This is a genomic window from Vibrio sp. 2-Bac 85, assembly GCF_037546705.1.
In the GTDB taxonomy this organism is placed as follows: domain Bacteria; phylum Pseudomonadota; class Gammaproteobacteria; order Enterobacterales; family Psychromonadaceae; genus Psychromonas.
In genome coordinates, this window is sequence record NZ_JALAAB010000007.1 from 195,810 (window position 1) to 217,743 (window position 21,934).

Here is a 21,934-nt window from a genome sequence, read left to right on the forward strand (position 1 = left end):
TAGATTCTAAAGTGTTTAATTTGAACTAGCTTTTACTGTTAAAATTGAAAAATATAAATTTCGCTTAATTATTCGTGTGCCACGCTTTTTAATAGGCGATCCATCGCTCTATATGTTAACGCTTCGCATAAGTGGGTTTTTGAAATATCAGTTTGACCTTGAAGATCGGCAATGCTTCTTGCCACTTTTAACAGGCTATGCCAAGCACGAATCGACAACCCCATTTTTTCAATTGCTTGTTCCAGAAACAAGGCATCTTGTTGGCTTAATATACAAAAGTTATTGATTTCCTGGCTAGACAAATAGTGGTTTAACTTGCCCTGACGCTGTAGCTGAATTTTTCTTGCTTTTAACACTCTTTCTTTTACATCACAGCTCTTTTCAGTTAAGTTTTTCGCGCCTTGTTGAGATTCAGCCAACATACCTTTAGGTAATAAGGGCACCATTAGCGACAGAGAGAATCGATCTAAAAAAGGGCCAGACAAACGATTCAGGTAACGTAATATTTGGTCTGGCGTACTGCGTCTTAAATTTCCAGATATATGCCCGCAGGGGCTTGGGTTCATGGCTGCAATTAATTGAAAATGTGCCGGAAAGGTTACTTGGTTAGCCGCTCTTGAAATAGTGACGTCATGTGTTTCCATTGGCTGGCGCAAACTATCTAACACTTGCCTCGGGAATTCAGGTAGTTCATCGAGGAATAATACACCATGGTGTGATAACGAAATTTCTCCCGGCTTAGGCTTACCCCCGCCTCCAACTAACGCAACAGAAGATGCGCTATGATGTGGCGCGCGATATGGAGGCAAAAACCAATCGTCACGTCGTTTGCCACAGACGGAATAAACCGCAGCGGTTTGTAAAGCTTGTTCCTCTTCTAAATTAGGTAAAAGTGTCATAAAACGCTCAGCAAGCATACTTTTCCCGGTTCCTGGAGGGCCGATTAACAATAAATTATGAGATCCCGCCGCCGCCACTTCCAACACTCTTTTTGCTTGTTCTTGACCTAATACATCTGAAAAATCAACCTCACTCTCTTTACTCACTGGCGCTGCGCTTTGTTGTGCCGCCTGTAACGTTGTTTGTTGCTGTAAAAAAGCACACACATCTAATAGATGAGGAGCAACAAAACCTTGTGCTCCTGTTAAGGCACATTCATGCTGATTATCGGCACAAACTATAACTTGTCGCTGTTGTTTTTTTGCGGCTAGGGCACAGGGAATAATGCCATCAACACTGCGTAACTCACCGGACAAGGATAATTCACCATAACATTCATAGTTCAAAATATCGGGACATTGAATTTGCTCAGAAGCGATTAAAATACCTAACGCGATCGCCAAGTCGAAACGCCCTCCTTCTTTAGGTAAATTAGCGGGCGCTAAATTAACAGTAATTCTTTTACTGGGAAACTTATAATGGCTATTGAGAATGGCGCTTCGTACTCTATCCTTTGCTTCTTTTACCGAGGTTTCAGGTAAACCAACCAGCGAAAAACCAGGCAAACCAGTACCTAGATGAACTTCCACCTCAACTTCCGGTGCATCTACGCCTGAAATAGCTCGGCAAACTAACCTTGCTAACGCCATGTTGTTCTCCTTTTTTAAACAATAGTTATCATCTAAACCTGCTTACCATTAAAACTTGGTTATCATTAAAGCTTTGTTAGCATTAAAACTAAGTGAGCCATCAAACTAGTCATTAGTTAAAACTAGTCATCCATCAAGATCGATGATCCACTAAAACTAAGTCGCCTATTAATTTACAGTATCGAATAGGTTGCGCTACAAAACGCGAACAAGTGATTGTTCTATCAATAATTTGCTTAAAAATGTGACAAATGTTGTTTGATAAGCGCTTTTTTGCTATAAAGAGCACCCTTTTTTAAATTCAAATTGGCAGTTTTTGAATGCCCTTTGATTACCTTCATTAAATTCAGGAAGAGCGCATGAATGGTGCAAACTTTGTTGTACACGCTTTAAAAGAACAAAACGTAACACAGGTATTTGGCTACCCTGGCGGTGCTATTATGCCGCTCTACGATGCGCTATATGATGGAGGTGTTGAACACTTACTTTGTCGCCATGAGCAAGGTGCTGCGATGGCTGCAATCGGGTATGCTAGAGCCACGGGTAAAGTAGGCGTATGTATAGCTACGTCAGGCCCGGGTGCAACCAATTTGATCACAGGTTTAGCTGATGCATTATTAGATTCAATTCCTATTATCGCTATCACCGGACAAGTACCAACCAATTTAATTGGTACCGATGCCTTCCAAGAAATTGATGTATTTGGTTTATCATTAGCCTGTACCAAACATAGTTTTATGGTTCAAAGCGCAGACCAGCTAGGGCCTATCATTGAACAAGCCTTTGAAATCGCTACCACTGGCCGCCCAGGTCCAGTACTGATTGATTTACCTAAAGATATTCAAATCGGTCCCAGTGTTGCGCATACTCTTGCGAAATTAGTTCATAGTAATAATTATTTAGACAACCGACTGATTGCACAAGCGAAACTGATGATTGAGTCCTCAAATAAACCACTACTGTATGTTGGTGGCGGTGTTGGTATGGCCAATGCAGTAAGTGAATTGCGAGATTTTATTGAACAAACCAGAATACCTAGTGTTTGTACCTTGAAAGCAATCGGCTGTATTCCTCATCACTCCCCCTACTTTATGGGAATGGTCGGTATGCACGGTAGTAAAGCATCTAATTTAGCGATTCAAGAATGTGATTTACTAATTGCTATTGGAGCCCGTTTCGATGATCGAGTGACAGGAAAGTTGGATGAGTTTGCACCTAATGCAAAGGTGATCCATTTAGATGTTGATGCCGCTGAAATAGATAAATTACGCCAAGTAACGCTTTCAATGACTGACGACTTGAAACAGGTTTTGCCCGCGATCACTATTAAACCTAATATTACTCCCTGGAAAAAACATATTGCGACAATGAAAGCAAAGCATGTGAGTCGATATGATCATCCAGGTGAGCCTATTTTTGCACCTGCATTATTGCGTCAGCTTGCTCAGTCGATTCCCGGTGATACGGTAATTTGTAGCGATGTAGGGCAACATCAAATGTGGGTTGCACAGCATATGTTTGTAGATCGCCCAGAAAACCACATCACCAGTTCAGGTTTAGGGACTATGGGATTTGGTATCCCAGCCGCTGTTGGCGCTCAAGTTGCTCGCCCTAATGATATGGTTATTGCGATTTCCGGTGATGGTTCATTTATGATGAACGTACAAGAATTAGGTACCATTAAACGTAAAAAATTACCGATTAAAATCCTATTGATTGATAACCAACGTTTAGGCATGGTGAGACAATGGCAAGAGCTATTTTTTAACGGTCGTTATAGCGAAACAATTTTAACAGATAATCCTGATTTTGTGACCTTAGCGAGTGCTTTTGATATCCCAGGTGAAACCATTGAAACTAAGTCGCAAATAAGCCAAGCATTACAACGTTTATTGACAAGTGAAGGGCCTTATTTGTTACATGTTTCAATCTCAGAAGCAGAGAATGTTTGGCCGCTAGTGCCACCTGGTGCACCTAATGACAAAATGATGGAGAGTATCGAATGAAGTCTTTATTAATTATTGAAGCTAAAAATAGCCCAGAGTTTTTAGAGCGGTTATTGCGCGTTTGTCGTCATCGAGGATTTACTACCACCAACATCAATGCTGAGACGGGTAATTCGCAACAAACCTTACACATTACTATTACCGTGGTCAGTGAGCGAAACATTAGCTTATTGACTAAGCAAATTGAAAAAATTATAGGGGTCAAGCAAGTGGCAACCCTACGACAAGAAAAAAATATCAAAGCAACAGCGTAAATTGCAGATTGTGCCGTAACAGGATATCTGTTTTACTGCTATTAACACTTATTTATATCAGCGCCAAGTAGTTTGGCCAGCAAGCAGTTTAAGGAAATTAACATGCCAGTTTATCGTTCAAAAACATCAACACACGGTCGTAACATGGCAGGTGCTCGTGCATTATGGCGCGCAACTGGTGTAAAAGATGATGACTTCGGAAAACCGATCATTGCTATCGCAAACTCATTTACACAGTTTGTACCGGGACACGTTCACTTAAAAGATATGGGCCAATTGGTTGCTCGTGAAATTGAAAAAGCCGGTGGTATCGCCAAAGAATTTAATACCATTGCTATTGATGATGGTATCGCAATGGGTCACTCAGGTATGTTATACAGCCTGCCTTCACGTGATTTGATCGCTGATTCAATTGAATATATGGTCAACGCTCACTGTGCAGATGCGATTGTTTGTATCTCTAACTGTGACAAAATAACTCCGGGAATGTTAATGGCGGCATTACGCTTAAACATTCCGGTTATTTTTGTATCTGGCGGCCCAATGGAAGCAGGTAAAACTAAGCTTTCTGATCAAATCATCAAACTAGACCTTGTTGATGCAATGGTAATGGGACCTGATAAAAACGTCTCTGATGAAGATTTAGAAAAAGTAGAGCGTAGTGCTTGTCCTACTTGTGGTTCTTGTTCTGGTATGTTTACCGCGAACTCAATGAACTGTTTAACTGAAGCGTTAGGTTTATCACTACCGGGTAATGGCTCAATGCTAGCGACACACGCTGACCGTGAAAACTTATTTTTAGAAGCTGGTCGTCGTATTGTTGATATTGCGAAACGTCACTACCAAGAAGATGACTACTCTGTATTACCACGTTCTATCGCTGGTCGCCCTGCTTTTGAAAATGCAATGGCACTAGATATTGCGATGGGTGGTTCAACTAATACTATTCTGCATTTATTAGCCTGTGCACAAGAAGCGGAATTAGACTTCACCGTTGCAGATATGGATAAGATGTCTCGTCGTATTCCACAGCTTTGTAAAGTTGCACCTTCTACACCTGAATACCATATGGAAGATGTACATCGCGCCGGTGGTGTAATGGCAATCTTAGGCGAGTTAGATAGAGCAGGTTTATTAAATAGTGACATTCCTACTATTCTAAGCCCGACCATGAAAGAGCAGCTTGCTCATTACGATATCATGCAAACTAAAGACCAAGCGATTATCGACTTCTATCGTGCTGGCCCTGCTGGTATCCGTACCGTAAAAGCATTTAGTCAATCTTGTCGTTGGGATACCGTAGATAATGACCGTAAAAACGGTTGTGTTCGCTCACTTGAGAATGCCTTCAGTACCGAAGGTGGTTTAGCAGTATTATTCGGTAATATGGCAGTTGATGGCGCGGTAGTTAAAACTGCGGGTGTTGATGACGATAACCTAACATTTACTGGCCCAGCGAAGATATACGAAAGCCAAGATGATGCTGTTGAAGCAATTCTAGGTGGCAAAGTGGTTGCGGGTGATGTAGTTGTTATTCGTTACGAAGGTCCACAAGGTGGCCCGGGTATGCAAGAAATGCTTTACCCAACGTCTTACCTTAAATCAATGGGACTAGGCAAGCAGTGTGCATTGATTACCGACGGTCGGTTCTCTGGTGGCACTTCTGGCCTGTCAATTGGCCACGTTTCACCAGAAGCAGCAGCAGGTGGTGTGATTGGTTTAATTGAAAACGGTGACATCATCGATATCAACATTCCAACTCGTGCAATGGACTTAAAAGTCTCTGAAGAAGTACTTGCTGAACGTCGTGCGAAACAAGATGTTATTGGCTGGAAACCTGTTGATCGTATTCGCCCTATTTCTGCAGCATTAAAAGTGTATGCGATGATGGCAACATCAGCAGATAAAGGCGCTGTACGCGATTTATCTAAACTTAAATAGCCTTTAACAGCCTTAAATCTAGGTATTGAATAAACTAAAATAACTATTTAAATAAAATAGATAAAGAAAAAGCCCATTCTGATTATAAATCATAATGGGCTTTTTTATTGTTTATCATTTATATGTGATAACGCTAGATTACTTTGGTAAAAAATAATATCAGCTATTTTTTCTATTAGGTATCACGCTGGATCTTTCAACTAAAGTGGGTTCAAGCTGGATCTCTAAATCAGTATCTCGTTGAGTTTGTATTTTATCTAATAAAGTATCAAATGCTTGCTGGCCAAGATGAAACTTAGACTGATGGATGGTGGTGAGCGAGGGGCTCATATAGCGCGCTATTTTAATATCATCGTATCCAATAATAGACAAATCATCAGGAATTGATAATCCTAACTCGTTAGCCATATTAATCACCCCCATTGCCATCATATCGTTACATACAAATAATGCCGTTGGCAGAGTTCCTTGCGCATATAAAGCTTTAAAAGCAACCGCACCACCTTCACACTCAAAGTTTGCCGGTACAATCCAGTGATCATTAATAATTAGGTTTGCATCCAGCATTGCCTGTTTAAAACCAGCGTAACGTTTCTTTGCCGTAGGTTTATCTAGCGGACCATGGATACAGCCAATATCAGTATGGCCTTGCTTAATCAGGTATTGAGTTGCAATATAACCACCACGGTAGGAGTTGTCTTGAATTTTATCGGCGGGGAAGTGTGTTTCACCTGAGTCCATAACGACTGTGGGTACGGGCTTATGTCGCGCAAAAATATCTATATTTTGGTTCACTAATTCATCACTCATTAGCAATAATCCATCTACTCTTTTTTGCAGTAACATATCAATATTAAATCGCAGCCGGTCAAAATCTCCTTCGGTATTACATAACAATAAATTGTACCCCTGCTCATAACAACGACGTTCCACCCCCTTTACTACTTCAGCAAAAAAAGGGTTGATTGAAGTCGTCACTAACATACCAAAAGTATGCGTGTTTTTTAACTTTAGGCTACGAGCGAGCGCAGAGGGAGCGTAATTTAATGCCTCAACGGCGGTTAACACTTTTTCGGTAACAGCTTCACTAACATAACGAGTCTTATTTAATACATGACTCACAGTGGAAGTAGAAACTTGGGCATGCTTTGCTACATCTTTAATAGTGGCCATTGTTTTATTTATTTCCTTGCTGTTATGCTCTTGCAGCTATGCTCTTTTAGTTAAGAACTCAGTTACATCTTGACGATATGGAATAGAGGATTGAGCACCTTGACCGGTCACAGTAATGGCAGCGGCTGCATGGGCAAATTGTACCGCTTCGTTTAAAGACTTATCTTCTAATAATGCCGTTAAAAAAGCACCATTAAAGGTGTCTCCTGCCGCTGTTGTATCAACCGCATCAACTTTATAACCCATAATCTGTGAACCTTCACCTTCTTTACTTAACCACACCCCTTGACTACCTAAAGTAATCAATACGGTTTTAATCTGTTTTTTGTGCAGCGCATCTGCAGCTAGTTGCGCGGATTGTGCATCAAACACCTTAATACCTGTCAGTATTTCAGCTTCTGTTTCATTCGGTGTAATAATATCAATCAGTTTTAATAGTTTATCACTGAGGTGTTGAGCTGGCGCAGGATTAAGAATAACAGTAGTACCGGATTTATTTGCAATTTCAGCGGCATATTCGATGCTTTCCATTGGTACTTCTAGTTGTAATAACAACATATCAGCCTGTTCGATAATGCGAGTATGCGCAGCAATACGCTGTGGTGTTAAACATGCATTTGCTTCAGCAGAAATACAAATACTGTTTTCTCCCGTAGCTGCAACCTGAATCATAGCGATTCCAGTTGGCGTATCCTTTTCAATCATGACTGCATCAATATTAATACCGTCTTTTTCGAACTCTTGTCGGATATTAAGACCAAAACTATCATCTCCTACACAGGCAATAAAGCTAACATTTGCCCCTAGACGAGCAGCAGCAACCGCTTGGTTTGCTCCTTTACCACCGGCAATAACAGAATAACCTTGCCCATGTAATGTTTCGCCTGGACGGGGAAAGCTACCAACCCTCAGAACATGATCTGCATTAACACTGCCTAGTACTGTTAGTTGACGCATAAGAATACCTTTTGAGATGGGTTACATAAAATTAGCCTACTAAGCCAATATACATAACATATTAATAAATAGAGACTAATAAATTTAAATTCTAAATAAGTGTAAACAAGAGAGGTCACTTTACGTAACCTCTCTATAAATTATTTTACAATCATCATTAATGGTACAGGAATGCTTTTAGCAACGGTTTTGCCCGTTAAAACTGCAACAGCTGATTCAACACCGATTTCACCAATTAGCGATGGTTGTTGTGCAATTGTTGCACCTAAAAGACCACGCTTAACGGCTGCGATACCATCTTCAGTGCCATCAAAACCAACGATTAAGATGTCTTTACCTGAAGCTTGTACAGCGCGGAATGCACCTAATGCCATTTCATCATTTTGCGCAAATACGGCTTGAGTTTGTGGTTGTGACGAAAGTAAGTTTTCCATTACATTTAACCCTTTAGTACGGTCAAAATCAGCTGGTTGACTCGCCAATAATTGCATATTTTCACTCTTAACTGCTTTCATAAAGCCTTCACCACGTTCACGTGCAGCAGAGGTACCGGCAATACCTTCAAGTTGAACAATTTTTGCATCTTTACCAATTTTTTCACTGATATATTTACCCGCCATCTCACCACCGGCAACATTATCAGAAGCGATATGGCTAACGACTTCACCGTTATTTGCCGCTCTATCTAAGGTAAACACAGGTGTATTGGCTTTATTCGCCATACGTACTGCATTAGATACAGCATCAGAATCCGTTGGATTGATTAGAATCGCTTTTACACCACGTACTAATAAATCTTCAACATTTGCTAGCTCTTTACTTGGATCATTTTGTGAATCAAGCACAATCAATTTGTAATCTAGCTCTTTTGCTTTTTTCTCTGCACCTTCTTTCATGGTCACAAAGAATGGATTATTAAGTGTTGAAACCACCATCGCAATCGTATCTTGTGCTGCTGCGCTAGCATTAAAAGTAGCTGAAATAACAGCGGCTGAAATTAATGTAGTTAACTTTTTCATTGAACATTCCTTTTCTTGGTTTTAAAAAATAAATTAATGTAAATTTACATAACTTGTTATCTATTAGTGATTGTTTATCAATTGTTATTTATTGATTGTTTGTTATTTATTACCTGTCACTGTTGAGTGTTTATTTATTTTTGTTATCGACTAATACGGCTAACAAAATAACGGCTGCTTTTACTATCATTTGGAAGTATGAAGACACATCTAATAGATTTAAGGCATTATTTAAAACACCAATAATCAATGCACCGATCAAAGTGCCCATGATGTAACCTCTACCGCCGGCTAGACTTGTTCCACCTACCACAACGGCAGCAATCGCATCTAATTCATAGCCCATGCCCGCGGTTGGCTGTGCCGATGACAAACGAGAAGTGATAATAATGCCTGCAAGTGCCGATAATAAACCGCAGATGGAGTACACACCGATCTTGATGCGGTCAACGTTAATGCCCGATAATTTTGTCGCTGACTCATTACCACCCAAAGCATAAACATAACGTCCAAAACGCGTGTGATTTAATAGATACCAAATCCCTGCAAAAACAAAAATCATTAACCAAACTGGTACAGGAATGCCAAACATGTAGCCAGTACCAAACCATGCAAAGCTATCTGCAACATCGGTGAATCCCGTTGAAATTGGACGACCATCGGTATAAACCATGGTGACACCACGTAATAATGTCATCATTACCAACGTAGCAATAAAAGCTTGAACTTTACCCTTAGAAATAATAAGACCAGCCATAGAGCCTAATACTGCGCCACCTAATAAAGAGACAGGTACTGCAATCAGCACAGGAATCTCTAAGCTGATCATACTAGCCGCAAAGGCGCCACATAGCGCTAGGATAGAGCCTACACTTAGGTCAATGCCTGCGGTTAAAATAACCAAGGTCATTCCTGCCGCTAAAATAGCAATAACTGAAGTTTGACGTAAAATATTAAGAATATTATCAATCGTAAAAAAGTATTCATTGAGCACTGAAACAACGGCTATTAATACGATTAATGCAATCAGTGACTTTTGCTCGATCAACCACTCTTTACTCAGAAAGTGCCTTTTCGATGTTCCTGTTTCAGAACTTGTAATATTTGAACTCATGCTGCTACCTCGTTGTTATTTTTACCAACGGCACAAGCCATTAGTTTTTCTTGATCGGCTTCTTTGGCGCTAAATTCACCACTTATTTGACCTTGATGCATCACTAAAATGCGGTCACTCATCCCTAGTACTTCAGGCATTTCAGATGACACGAGAATGATGCTCATGCCTTCCGCTTTAAATTTATTAATCAGTTGGTAAATCTCTTTTTTGGCACCCACATCAACACCACGTGTCGGTTCATCTAAAATCAATACTTTAGGCTTAGTCATCAATCCTTTAGCAATCGCAACTTTTTGCTGATTACCACCGGACAAATTACCAATAATTTGATTCATTGAAGGCGTTTTAATGTTGAATAAACGAATAAAATCATTAACCGATGTTGCTTCCGCTTGATGATCTAATTGCCAGCCTTTAGATAAATCTTTGAGTGCACATAAAGACATATTATCTTTAACGGACAACCCTAAAACCAATCCATCACCTTTGCGATCTTCTGAAATATAAGCAATGCCATGATTCAATGCTTGCAATGAAGAACTAGGATTAATCACTTGGCCATTCAGAATGATATCCCCTGATTCGCGAGTGAGTGCGCCATAAATTACTTTCATTAATTCAGTACGACCTGCCCCCATCAATCCAGATACACCTAAAATTTCACCATGGTTTAAAGTAAAACTGACGCCATGTGTGGCTTTCGCATATAACTCTTTCACTTCTAAACAAACAGTACCGTGAGTACTTGCAATACGAGGATATTGCTCATCTAATCGGCGCCCTACCATTAATTCAATTAAGGTATCTTCATCCATCGACGAAACTGTTTTTTCCGCAATAAACTTTCCATCGCGTAACACGGTAATGTCATCACAAACTTCAAAAATTTCTTTCAAACGGTGAGAGATATAAACAATGCCATAACCTTCATCACGCAGTTCATTGATCACCACAAATAATGAATCAACTTCACTGTCCGTCAACGCATCAGTAGGCTCATCCATAATGATTACTTTAGATTCAAAGGATAAAGCCTTAGCAATTTCGACCATTTGCTGCTCACCTAAACTTAACTCATTAAGAGGAGTAGATGATTTGTGTTTTACCTTTAAGCGCTTCAGTAGTAGATCTGCTTGCTCAAACATAAGTGACCAGTTAATTGCCCCAAAGCGATTAGTTACTTCACGCCCTAAAAATATATTTTCTGCAATTGTCAATTCAGGTAACAGATTTAACTCTTGATGAATGATACTAATACCAGCCTTTTGTGACTCTCTAGGCCCATTAAAACTAACCACTTTATCTTGATAGCGAATTTCACCTTCATCCAATGAATAAATCCCAGTGATCACTTTCATCAAGGTCGATTTTCCCGCCCCATTTTCGCCCAACAAAGCCATTACTTGTCCGGGATAAACATTTAGGCAAGCCCCATCCAACGCTTTCACACCCGGGAAGGACTTATTGATATTATTAAGTTGTAATATTGGCTGTTTCATTTTTATCCTCACGACTAAAAAACTACACCGGATTGAAAAATAACATTGGCATAAGGCGTACATTCTCCAGTACGTACCACTGCTTTGCTTTCAATAGTGCGATCTTTAAATGCTTGGTGACTGATATAGGTAATATCGATGTGATGTCCAGATACTTGCTCTTTTTTAATTAAATCTAACAATTGCAGATGCAATTCTGGACTCACTTGTTTTAATTCTTCAGCCAATATAGCACCTGTTATTTGCATCTCGCTGAGCACAACAGCAACGGTATCGATAAATGCAGGGACGCCATGCGTTAAAGCAAGATCAATACGCTCTGGTTGGTTTGGAATAGGTAAACCTGCATCGCATATTGTTATTTCATCAAAATGCCCTAATGAGGCAATGCAATAAGATAATTTTGCATTTAACAGTGCTGATTTTTTCATTTTAGAACCTCAAGACAATTAATATTTGTTTTAAAAACACGCAATGAATATAACTTAATTTACCAACGAAACGTTTGCGCAATCGTTTCGATGAGTGAAATTTAAACGTTATTAAATAAATTGCACGTATTGATGGCAAAAAAAGAGAGCCGCTTCACGATATTTTTTTTGAGAATGAACATCACAAAAATAAACAGAAATGATGCTTGCTTAACAATAGGAAGATTGATATTAATAAAACGGTCACCAACATTAACGGGAAAATTTATGACTAACCAATTATTACAACTCAAAGAAATGTCGACTGTAGTCGCTGATACAGGTGATGTTCAAGCGATTAAAGAATATCAGCCACAAGATGCAACCACTAACCCATCTTTATTATTAAAAGCAGCTTCACTAAGCCAATATCAAGGTTTATTACAACAAGCAACAGAATGGGCTAAACAACAATCACAAGATATCCAACAACAGACGATTGATGCTAGCGATAAATTATCGGTTTTAATCGGTTTAGAAGTGCTTAAAATTATTCCAGGAAGAATCTCTACAGAAGTGGATTCTCGCCTTTCATTTGATACAGAAGCATCGATTTTAAAAGCCCGTAAATTAATTGCTTTATATAACCAAGCAGGTATTCAAAACGATCGTATTCTAATTAAATTAGCAGCCACTTGGGAAGGTATAAAAGCCGCTGAAATACTTGAAAAAGAGGGAATTAATTGTAACCTAACTTTATTATTTAGTTTTGCTCAAGCGCAAGCCTGTGCGGAAGCTGGCGTATACCTAATCTCTCCTTTTGTAGGCCGTATTCTGGACTGGTATAAAAAGCAAACAGGTAAAGAGTCTTATCCAGCAGATGAAGATCCTGGTGTTATTTCCGTTACTGAAATTTATAATTATTATAAACAACAGGGTTACGACACAGTGGTAATGGGCGCAAGCTTTAGAAGTGTTGAAGAAGTATTAGCACTAGCAGGCTGTGATCGTTTAACCATTAGTCCAGATCTAATGGCAGTATTGCAAAGTAGAAACGAGCCAATACAACAAATGCTAAGTGATAACAAATCGACTAAAGAAGATGTTACTCCTTTAACGGAAAGTCAGTTTAGATGGTCACTGAATGAAGATGCAATGGCGACAGAAAAGTTATCAGAAGGTATTCGTAATTTCACACTAGACCAAATAAAACTAGATAAACAGTTAGCTGATTTGCTACAAGCTTAATAGCATAAAAGTTATTTAAACTTAGATTCAAATAATAATTAAAAGAGAGCCTTAGTATCACTGAGGCTCTCTTTTTTTATGAAAAAATGACACACCAACCATCAAGAGAGGAGAGCTTCGCTTAACCGTAACGGAGAATACGAAGGAAACCAATAAAACAGTTAAAGCTATTCTTCTTTTATCTTCGTGCCTTCGTGGTTAATTTGCTTTTGATTTTAAAAACAGCACTAACCACGAATCGCTACGCTTCCCTTCTTTTACCTTAGTGCCTTCGTAGTTAATTTGCTTTTAATTTTAAAAATAGCATTAACCACGAAGCGCTACGCTTCACGAAGAACACAAAGAAAACCTATAAAACAGTTAAAATTATTCTTCATTTATCTTTTGCCTTTTACCTTTTACTTTTCCTCACTAGCAGAAAATCAGGTTTTAGCTTTTACTTAACCTTCTTTTACCTTAGTGCCTTCGTAGTTAATTTGCTTTTGATTTTAAAAACAGCACTAAGCACCTCACAAAAAGTGTTAATGAAAATAAGGAAATAGTTAAAGGTAATCAAAAAAGGGGTTATCAATAGTAATTGGGCTTGATTTATTTACTTTTTTTATATTTTTGTCGAAAATTTTCGCGTAAATGTAAGATACGATTACATCCAGAAAAGAAAGTCCTTAATATCCTTCTTTGCTTATGAGGTTGCAACGCCATATAAGATTCAAAAAAATCTTTATATACTACGTTATCTTTTATTATCTTTGTTTTTATAAAGAAAATTTCTCTAGCCGCTGTAAAATAGAATAATAAATTTTTATTTTTGAAAATGGTTGCTTTACCGAAATCAATAAAAAGAAGCTCACCATCAAGAGTCTGGATGACATTATCATTATGAGCATCACATGTTACAACCCCTGCGGCGTGGAATTTAGAAAACATAAGCGCTAATTGAAGTGCCGTCTCTTTAGTGTAATTTTTTAACGGTTTCCCAGGAACATATTCCTTAAATAAATAAGCACCAGTATTATCGACTCTATACCCGTAACAACTAGGTGCAAAAATACTATTATGTTTTAAATGACTTATAACATCGTACTCTATAACCCACTCATTTTTATGACTTTTATTTGGAGAGAATTTTTTAAAAACATATGAATTCTCAAATATAGTTGTTATACGAGCACCTTGTTTTGATGTAAATTCTGATTTTACATCCATACTAGCCATTTTATTTTCTATTTCTTGTAAATGCATAAATTGAGAGCCTATTAATAAAGAAAAATTATTCCACAGCCCACGGCAAAATCATTATAAGTTGAACATTTTGAGTATGTAGTCAACTGAGCAATAATAATCATCTATTGAATAATTTAATATAGATGTTACTTTTCTAGAACACTTTAATTCTATCTCAGCTTCTCGCATTAAAAATTGTAAAATGCATAATTTACTCGATAGCCTTTCGGGCTTTTGCTTACTATTATTTTGAATTAGCGCTTTAAAAGTGAGAAAAATAACAATCGCGCTATTTAAACAAGATAAAACGAAGAAAGCGAGCATAGGAAGAAAAATAACAGGGATAGTCCATGAATATCCCACTTAAAGTCTGTAGTTAAAATGTATTAGCCGTACACATTATGACCTAACACTTCTCCAGCTTTTGTGTCTTCATAGATAAATCGCTTTTGATTTTTTAAAACAAAAAATAGCATCAACCAAGAAACGCTGCACGAATAGTATGAAGGGAACCATTAAGATATTTAAAGATATTCTTATTATGCTTTTTGCCTTAGCAGTAAACTAGGCCTTAGTTTCAGCTTTTGACCTACCCTTCTTTTATCTTCGTGCCTTCATGGTTAATTTTCCTTTGAGTTCTGCCTTCGTTTTAATCAACTTTGGCATTCTCTAGCAAAATATCTGGTAAGCTCGAATTTCAGACACAAAAAAGCCGCGGCTAACTATCATCTAGTTAAGCGCGGCTTTTTAAACTTTAAAAACTAAATAAATTAACTAATTATAATGAATTAGCTGTATCTACTACGTTTTTAACAGTAAAACCAAACATTTCAAATAGTTGATCTGCTGGCGCTGACTCACCAAACGTGGTCATACCAATCACCGCACCGTTTAAGCCAACGTATTTGTACCAGTAATCAGCAATACCTGCTTCAATTGCTACACGTTTAGTTACAGCTGCCGGTAATACAGATTCTTTGTATTCTGCAGATTGTAATTCAAACTGCTCAGTACAAGGAATTGATACAACACGTACCGCTTTACCTTGAGCAGTTAATTCTGCAGCACCTTGCATTGCTAACTCAACCTCAGAGCCTGTCGCAATTAAGATGATTTCAGCAGGTGTTTCAGAGTCAAGCAATACGTAACCACCTTTTGCCACATCAGCTAATTGCTGTGCATCACGTGCCTGTGGTTTCAGGTTTTGACGGCTAAAGATAAGTGATGACGGTGCATCAACAGATTCAATCGCAAATTTCCAGGCAACAGCAGATTCAACGCTGTCACATGGACGCCATGTGTTCATGTTTGGTGTTAAACGTAAACTTGCAATTTGCTCCACAGGTTGGTGTGTTGGACCATCTTCACCTAAACCAATTGAGTCATGCGTAAACACTTGAATAGAACGTTGCTTCATTATTGCAGACATACGTAATGCGTTACGTGCGTATTCCATGAACATTAAGAATGTTGCGCCGTAAGGGACAAAACCTTTATGTAATGCGATACCGTTGATAATGGCAGCCATTGCAAACTCACGTACACCGTAATGTAAGTAGTTACCCGTAGCGTCATCAGCCGTAATCGCTTTTGTACCGGACCACATGGTTAAGTTAGATGGCGCTAAATCAGCAGAACCACCTAATAGCTCTGGTAACATTGCGCCAAATGCTTCGATACAGTTTTGTGAGGCTTTACGTGTTGCAATATTACCTTGGTTAGCTTGTAAATCAGCAATGTAAGCAGAAGATTTAGCTTCCCATTCAGCAGGTAATTTGTTGTTAACACGACGTTTGTATTCAGCTGCTAGCTCAGGGTAAGCCGCGGCGTAGGCTGCGAATTTCTCATCCCAAGATTGCTCTGCTGCTTGACCTTGTGTTTTGTTATCCCAACCCGCATAAACGTCAGCAGGAATTTCAAAAGGTGCATGTGACCAGCCAAGTGCTTTACGTGTTGCAGCGATTTCATCATGGCCTAATGGCGCACCGTGACAATCGTGTGTACCTTGCTTAGCAGGAGAACCAAAACCAATAATAGTTTTACAACAAATCATGGTTGGTTTAGTCGTTTCTGCTTTTGCAGAGATGATAGCGGCTTTGATTTCTTCAGGGTTATGCCCATCAACAGAAATCACTTGCCATCCGTAAGACTCAAAACGCTTAGGTGTATCGTCAGTAAACCAACCTTCAACATCACCATCGATTGAAATGCCGTTGTCATCCCAGAATGCTATCAGTTTACCTAGACCTAACGTACCCGCTAAAGAACAAGCTTCGTGCGAAATACCTTCCATTAAACAACCATCGCCTAAGAAAGTGTAAGTATGGTGGTCAACAATATCGTGGCCTTCTTTGTTAAAAGAAGCCGCTAAAGAGCGTTCAGCAATCGCCATACCAACGGCATTAGTAATACCTTGGCCTAATGGACCGGTTGTTGTTTCGACACCTGGTGCGTAACCATATTCTGGATGACCCGGTGTTTTTGAATGTAATTGACGGAAGTTTTTAAGATCTTCAATTGAAAGGTCGTAACCTGTTAAATGCAATAGAGAATAGATAAGCATTGAACCATGGCCGTTAGACAAAATAAAGCGGTCGCGATCAGCCCAGTTTGGGTTAGTCGGGTTATGCTTTAAAAAGTCAGTCCATAAAACTTGCGCAATATCAGCCATACCCATTGGTGCGCCTGGGTGACCTGAATTGGCTTTTTGGACAGCATCCATACTAAGGGCGCGTATTGCGTTAGCTAACTCTTGACGAGAAGGCATCTGTTTCTCCTGATTACATTTTGAATTAATGAAAAGTGCGGACATATGAGGCGCGGATTATCCCAAATACCCAGCGCAGGGGCAATGGTAAAGTTAAAATTTGATCACATATTTAAACAAAATAAAGATCAATCTAAGGAGGAGAACCTGAAGGGAATGAATTCCAGATAAGGATAAACTAAGGCATCTTATCTGGTATAGAGCAAGCTTAACTATGTTGTTCCGCGTAGCCTGCATTTTTATTCGGACCAAAAACAAAGATAATGCCTTTGTCTAAAAGAATTTGAGTGGTTTTATCAAAAAAAGTAATCGCTTGATCTGTAGGCATATGCTTGAGAATTAATTCAATAGCTATATCAAATCCTTCAGCATCTGGAAAAGCATTAACTAATTCACCTGATTCAATGAAATACAGATACGTATTAATTTTTTCTTGTAACGTAAACAGATGAACGTCGTCATGGTCCCACACTAATGAATCAATAATACTTAAAAAGACTCTTTTGGCTTCTTTCTCCATACCAATTGCATCAATGCTATCTGTATCTACTACACTCATAAATAACCTATATTTTTATATTTTTATATTTTCTATTTAACTGGATCATTAGGAATACGAATAATCTATTTTATATATCTACACGATTGTTCTATTCCATCAACTTATGTCATTATACCATGCTATTAAGCCTTTAGTTTATTGGGAATAGTTGACGCCACATAGCCATCCCCCCTTCGACACTGTAAGTATCTTCATAACCTTGTTCAGCTAAATATTGAGCCACGCCTTTACTACTATTACCATGGTAACAAACCACAAAAACCGGCGTATCAAACTCAACTTTATCGAAAAATGCTTTCAGTGTGTCATTGTTTAAATTGAACGCACCTTCAACATGATCTGCAGCATAAGATTGAAGGTCACGAGTATCCACAAGAATAGCTTCTTCATTTTGTAACCGCTGCTTCGTTTCAGCTATTTCTATTAACTTGAATGTAGGCATACTTTTTCCTTATAATTTGAACGCAAAATACTTTATTTTTATTAGATTACAGATAAAATAATGATATCTCTTTTAACTATGGGTATCATGCTCTAAAATAGCCTAATCTAGTAACTGTAATAAATATAGAATTCTATCATGCATCTACCCGCAGCTGATACAGGCTTCATTATTTCAAATAAAATAAACCTATCCCCCTTAGCGGCTTGGTATTTTGGCCAGCAATATCAAATGTAATAAAGTTATTTTATATATTAATAAAGCAATACATCGAAGCTGAATGAAAGTAATTTAGTTATACTAATTTAGAGAGCCATTTATAAAAATGATAAATGAATAGAAAAATTAATCTCGTGTTTTAAAGGCATAGCAAACCACATGGCAACATTCAATAAAAAAATTAGCATCATAAAAAAAGAACAGCTTCATAAGCTTATAATCTTACTACCGTATTTGTGGCTTGTAACTGGGTTATTCCTTTATAAGGACAGTGATAAGGGGATGGTTATCATGATGATGATTTCAGTCATCGCATCGATTAGCCACAAAGGTTTGAAGGTGGTTAAAGAAAATATAACGAATAGTAAAATGCTGTGGATAATATTTATTATTACAGCTTATGCATTGTTTTCTTATTATTATCACGGTTTAAGCTCAAGAGAAATTAGAGCCTTTGTTGCATTATCCATTTTTTTACCATTTTTTCCTAGAGCATTATTTACTAAAGACTTATTGATTATATTAACAATTGTTGGATCAGTTTCTTGCTTTAGTTCCGCGATTTATTATTCGATTATAGAAGAAGTAAACAGAGCACATTGGCCTATTAATGCAATTCCTTTCTCTACAATTGCAGCAACATTTTCCTTATTAGCAATAGGACTTTTAACAGCCAAAAAATCTAACTTTCAGAAAACACTCTTAATACTCGCATTACTCTTAACAATTGTATCGGTATTGATCAGTCAGACAAGGGGAGTCTGGGTTGCATTTACTATTACCGCGATAATACTTATATTTCTAACTGTAAAAGAAAACAAAATAAACTTTAACTATAAAATATTGTTAACAAGTTTCATATTATTTTCAATAATCGCTGTCGCTTCTTACCCCAAAATAGAGAAGCGTTTAATGCAAACGCAATCGGAAGTTAAAAAAATTAGTGCTGGAAACTTAGGGAGCTCCATTGGCCTTCGCTTGCAAATGTTAGCCGTCACTCCTGATATGGTAAAAGGTGATTTATGGATCGGTACAGGGAACGGGCAATCAGATAAATTAGCGATGTTATATAAGCAAGGAAAAGTCAGAGAAAGCCTTTATCGTTCCCACCCCCCTCACTACCATAACCAGTACGCTGACAAATTAATTAAAAACGGGTTGATAGGTTTAATTTTATTTTTGTTACTTTTACTCATACCAATACTAGAATCCAAACATGTTTCCATGGCGAATCGTCATACCATTATTGGTATCGTATTATTATTTTCTTTAGCTGCAATGACTGATGCCCCATTTAATCATGGGCAAAGCTTATTTGTTTTTGTTTTATTACTTTTTGCTCTAACCAACAAAGAAAACTCATCTACTAAAGCACAAACTATAAAATGAAAAACACTTATCACCAAGACTTTATGAGAAAAATAGAATGGACATAAATAATAAAATTCAAACAGCCTCACATTCAGGGGCCACTCTAGAAGTGTTGAAGATTAATGAGCGCTTTATTGTAAAAAAAACAATTCATACCACTATAAATCGCAATAAACTTGCGATAAAAAAACAACAAAACTTTATAAAACTGATGACCAGTAGCTATGATATCCTAGCAATTCCAGTAGATTCAATATCTGAAGAGGTCGATAACTTAGTAATTAAAATGCCTTATATTGAAGGTATTGGTGGTGATGCGATCTCTAATAAGGGTAACAAAGTCACTGCAAACAATATAAAAATAGCTTTAAATACATACCTTATAAATACTCTAGCAAACTCTGAAGTTAAAATAATTAGCAATAAAGTCATATTAAAAAAGCTAGAAGAAATAGAAGAAAAAACTCTTACCAATATCCATCATTTTCCATCTTTCTCTGAAGCTATTTCTATAGTGAGAAAAAATAGCGCCACAGATTTAACTCTGCCAATTGGACCTTGCCATGGTGATTTTACGTTGTCAAATATGAAGATTACACAAGAAAATCAACTTTATATTTTTGATTTTTTAGATTGTTTTATAGAAAGCCCTCTACAAGATGCAGTAAAAATTATTCAAGATATGGTTTATGGTTGGAGCTTTAGAAAAGAAAAAGGCAGCTTAAGGCTTAAAGGAAAATTATTTTGTGAGTCTGCTTATCCTAATTTTATCAATACATTAGAGAAATTATATCCTCGAGAGATGAAAATATTGGAGATAATGATGCTATTAAGAATCGCTCCATATATTGATGGTTCTGATGATGTTACAATTAAATGGTTCAATACTTCACTCTGCAAAAGTTTAAAAAGACTAAAAGGTTAAAAATTATGTTTACTCTATTACTACCTGTAGCAGGGCGCTCATCTAGATTTCCTGGAATGAGGCCTAAATGGTTATTAACCATGCCTGATGGTCAGCTGATGATTGAAAAATCGATCCAAGGGTTAGATTTAACATTGTTTGATCGAATTGTAATTGTTTGTTTGAAAGAACATTTAGATAAATATACTAGCGAAGAAAATGTTATCAACAGTTTTATCTCAAGCACGGGAGTTAAACCAGATCTAGCGATTTTAGATGAGCCAACGTCATCTCAGTCAGAAACAATTTACAATGCAATTAATAAAGCATCAGTTGAAGGAGCTATTTTTATTAAAGACTGTGACAACGTGTTTGCTTGTAATGCTAAGCCAATTAATGCGGTAAGTACAATTGATCTTAATAATGTAGAGTTAATTGATGCAAAAAATAAAAGTTATGTCGAAGTAGATTCACTTGGTATTATTTCAAATATAGTTGAAAAAGATATTATTAGTAACTTCTTTTGTTGTGGTGGCTATAGCTTTGAAAGTGCGACAGAATTTTGCTCAACCTATGAAAGCATAAATTCTGACGAGGAAGTTTATATTTCTCATATCATATATAAAATGCTGTTAAATGAAGCAGAATTTAAATTAATAAGCGCACATTCTTATATTGATTGGGGAACATTACGGGAATACAGACATTATTGTAAACAGCACTTTACATTATTTTGTGACGTTGATGGGGTGCTATTAAAGAATGGTAGTAAGTTTGCCAAAAATGGGTGGAAAACTGAAGGTATCGCGAAAAATTTAACTAAAATTTCAAAACTACAAAGCGAAGGCTATTTGTACCTTATATTAACTTCTTCACGTCCAGAAAATGAACAAGAATATACGATAAATGAATTAAAAAAACATGGTGTTAGAACCGATCGCTGTTTATTTGGCTTGCCCCATACACGTCGCTATTTAATTAATGACTACTCACCAACAAATCCTTATCCATCTGCTGTTTCAATAAATATTGAAAGAGATAGTGAGGTGCTAGATGCAATGTTTGATGATTAACAGATCATGAATTACAAAAAACCAAGTTTATTGATAATGACAGACTTGGTTTTCCTATTTTTAAAAACCTCTTGGATTCAGATTATAAGTGCATAACTTGAATTGGTAGAAAAAGCGGCCAGCTGAATATATGCTTATCGCTTTTTCTCCGGCAAGAGG

18 protein-coding genes are annotated in these 21,934 nt (G+C 37.5%); 7 read left to right on the forward strand and 11 right to left on the reverse strand.

Annotation, left to right across the window (positions count from 1 at the left end; all coding sequences use genetic code 11):
* Positions 1–68: 68 nt before the first annotated feature.
* Positions 69–1,589: a YifB family Mg chelatase-like AAA ATPase gene (locus tag MT390_RS09980; protein ID WP_499440919.1), complete on the reverse strand. Its 1,521-nt coding sequence runs from the start codon at positions 1,587–1,589 to the stop codon at positions 69–71.
* A gap of 359 nt (positions 1,590–1,948) precedes the next feature.
* Between MT390_RS09980 and ilvG the strand changes: the two genes are divergently transcribed.
* The 3 genes from ilvG to ilvD all read left to right on the forward strand — a co-directional run bounded on the left by ilvG (position 1,949) and on the right by ilvD (position 5,790).
* On the forward strand, positions 1,949–3,595 hold the full coding sequence (gene ilvG / locus MT390_RS09985; RefSeq protein WP_499440921.1) for an acetolactate synthase 2 catalytic subunit: 1,647 nt from the start codon (positions 1,949–1,951) through the stop codon (positions 3,593–3,595).
* Positions 3,592–3,849, forward strand: coding sequence for an acetolactate synthase 2 small subunit (gene ilvM / locus MT390_RS09990; protein WP_166372703.1), 258 nt, complete (start codon positions 3,592–3,594; stop codon positions 3,847–3,849). The genes ilvG and ilvM overlap by 4 nt, the downstream gene beginning before the upstream one ends.
* Positions 3,850–3,951: 102 nt before the next feature.
* Complete coding sequence (ilvD, locus tag MT390_RS09995; RefSeq protein WP_499440922.1) at positions 3,952–5,790, forward strand: dihydroxy-acid dehydratase; 1,839 nt, start codon at positions 3,952–3,954, stop codon at positions 5,788–5,790.
* Positions 5,791–5,949: 159 nt separating this feature from the next.
* Here the strand turns inward: ilvD and MT390_RS10000 are convergent, their stop codons facing one another.
* From MT390_RS10000 to rbsD, 6 genes are all read right to left on the reverse strand, one after another.
* A complete protein-coding gene (locus MT390_RS10000; protein ID WP_499440923.1) occupies positions 5,950–6,963 on the reverse strand; it encodes a substrate-binding domain-containing protein in 1,014 nt (337 codons plus the stop codon).
* A gap of 36 nt (positions 6,964–6,999) precedes the next feature.
* Positions 7,000–7,920: a ribokinase gene (rbsK, locus tag MT390_RS10005; protein ID WP_499440925.1), complete on the reverse strand. Its 921-nt coding sequence runs from the start codon at positions 7,918–7,920 to the stop codon at positions 7,000–7,002.
* Between the two features lie 140 nt (positions 7,921–8,060).
* The gene (rbsB, locus tag MT390_RS10010) at positions 8,061–8,939 is read right to left on the reverse strand and encodes a ribose ABC transporter substrate-binding protein RbsB (protein WP_499440926.1); all 879 of its coding nucleotides are present in this window, start codon (positions 8,937–8,939) and stop codon (positions 8,061–8,063) included.
* Between the two features lie 130 nt (positions 8,940–9,069).
* Complete coding sequence (gene rbsC, locus MT390_RS10015) at positions 9,070–10,053, reverse strand: ribose ABC transporter permease (RefSeq protein ID WP_499440927.1); 984 nt, start codon at positions 10,051–10,053, stop codon at positions 9,070–9,072.
* Entirely contained in the window at positions 10,050–11,555 is a 1,506-nt protein-coding gene (gene rbsA, locus MT390_RS10020; protein WP_499440928.1) for a ribose ABC transporter ATP-binding protein RbsA, read from the reverse strand. Before rbsA ends, rbsC begins: the two co-directional genes overlap by 4 nt.
* Positions 11,556–11,569: 14 nt before the next feature.
* Entirely contained in the window at positions 11,570–11,986 is a 417-nt protein-coding gene (gene rbsD / locus MT390_RS10025) for a D-ribose pyranase (protein ID WP_499440930.1), read from the reverse strand.
* Positions 11,987–12,253: 267 nt separating this feature from the next.
* On the opposite strand from rbsD, the gene tal reads away from it, so the two are divergent.
* Positions 12,254–13,213, forward strand: coding sequence for a transaldolase (tal, locus tag MT390_RS10030; RefSeq protein WP_499440931.1), 960 nt, complete (start codon positions 12,254–12,256; stop codon positions 13,211–13,213).
* Between the two features lie 588 nt (positions 13,214–13,801).
* Here tal and MT390_RS10035 read toward each other — a convergent pair.
* The 4 genes from MT390_RS10035 to glpE all read right to left on the reverse strand — a co-directional run bounded on the left by MT390_RS10035 (position 13,802) and on the right by glpE (position 18,208).
* Complete coding sequence (locus MT390_RS10035; protein ID WP_499440932.1) at positions 13,802–14,455, reverse strand: BUD32 family EKC/KEOPS complex subunit; 654 nt, start codon at positions 14,453–14,455, stop codon at positions 13,802–13,804.
* Positions 14,456–15,215: 760 nt separating this feature from the next.
* Positions 15,216–17,204, reverse strand: coding sequence for a transketolase (gene tkt / locus MT390_RS10040; protein ID WP_499440933.1), 1,989 nt, complete (start codon positions 17,202–17,204; stop codon positions 15,216–15,218).
* Positions 17,205–17,412: 208 nt separating this feature from the next.
* Entirely contained in the window at positions 17,413–17,763 is a 351-nt protein-coding gene (locus MT390_RS10045; protein WP_166372307.1) for a DUF6572 domain-containing protein, read from the reverse strand.
* Between the two features lie 133 nt (positions 17,764–17,896).
* Entirely contained in the window at positions 17,897–18,208 is a 312-nt protein-coding gene (gene glpE, locus MT390_RS10050; protein WP_499440935.1) for a thiosulfate sulfurtransferase GlpE, read from the reverse strand.
* A 378-nt stretch (positions 18,209–18,586) separates the two neighbouring features.
* Between glpE and MT390_RS10055 the strand changes: the two genes are divergently transcribed.
* Genes MT390_RS10055 through MT390_RS10065 form a run of 3 tightly spaced genes read left to right on the forward strand, consistent with a single transcriptional unit; the run spans position 18,587 to position 21,775 of the window.
* Positions 18,587–19,816: an O-antigen ligase family protein gene (locus MT390_RS10055; protein ID WP_499440936.1), complete on the forward strand. Its 1,230-nt coding sequence runs from the start codon at positions 18,587–18,589 to the stop codon at positions 19,814–19,816.
* 37 nt (positions 19,817–19,853) lie between these two features.
* Entirely contained in the window at positions 19,854–20,723 is an 870-nt protein-coding gene (locus MT390_RS10060) for a phosphotransferase (RefSeq protein ID WP_499440937.1), read from the forward strand.
* Positions 20,724–20,728: 5 nt separating this feature from the next.
* On the forward strand, positions 20,729–21,775 hold the full coding sequence (locus MT390_RS10065; RefSeq protein WP_499440939.1) for a glycosyltransferase family protein: 1,047 nt from the start codon (positions 20,729–20,731) through the stop codon (positions 21,773–21,775).
* Positions 21,776–21,934: the final 159 nt, after the last annotated feature.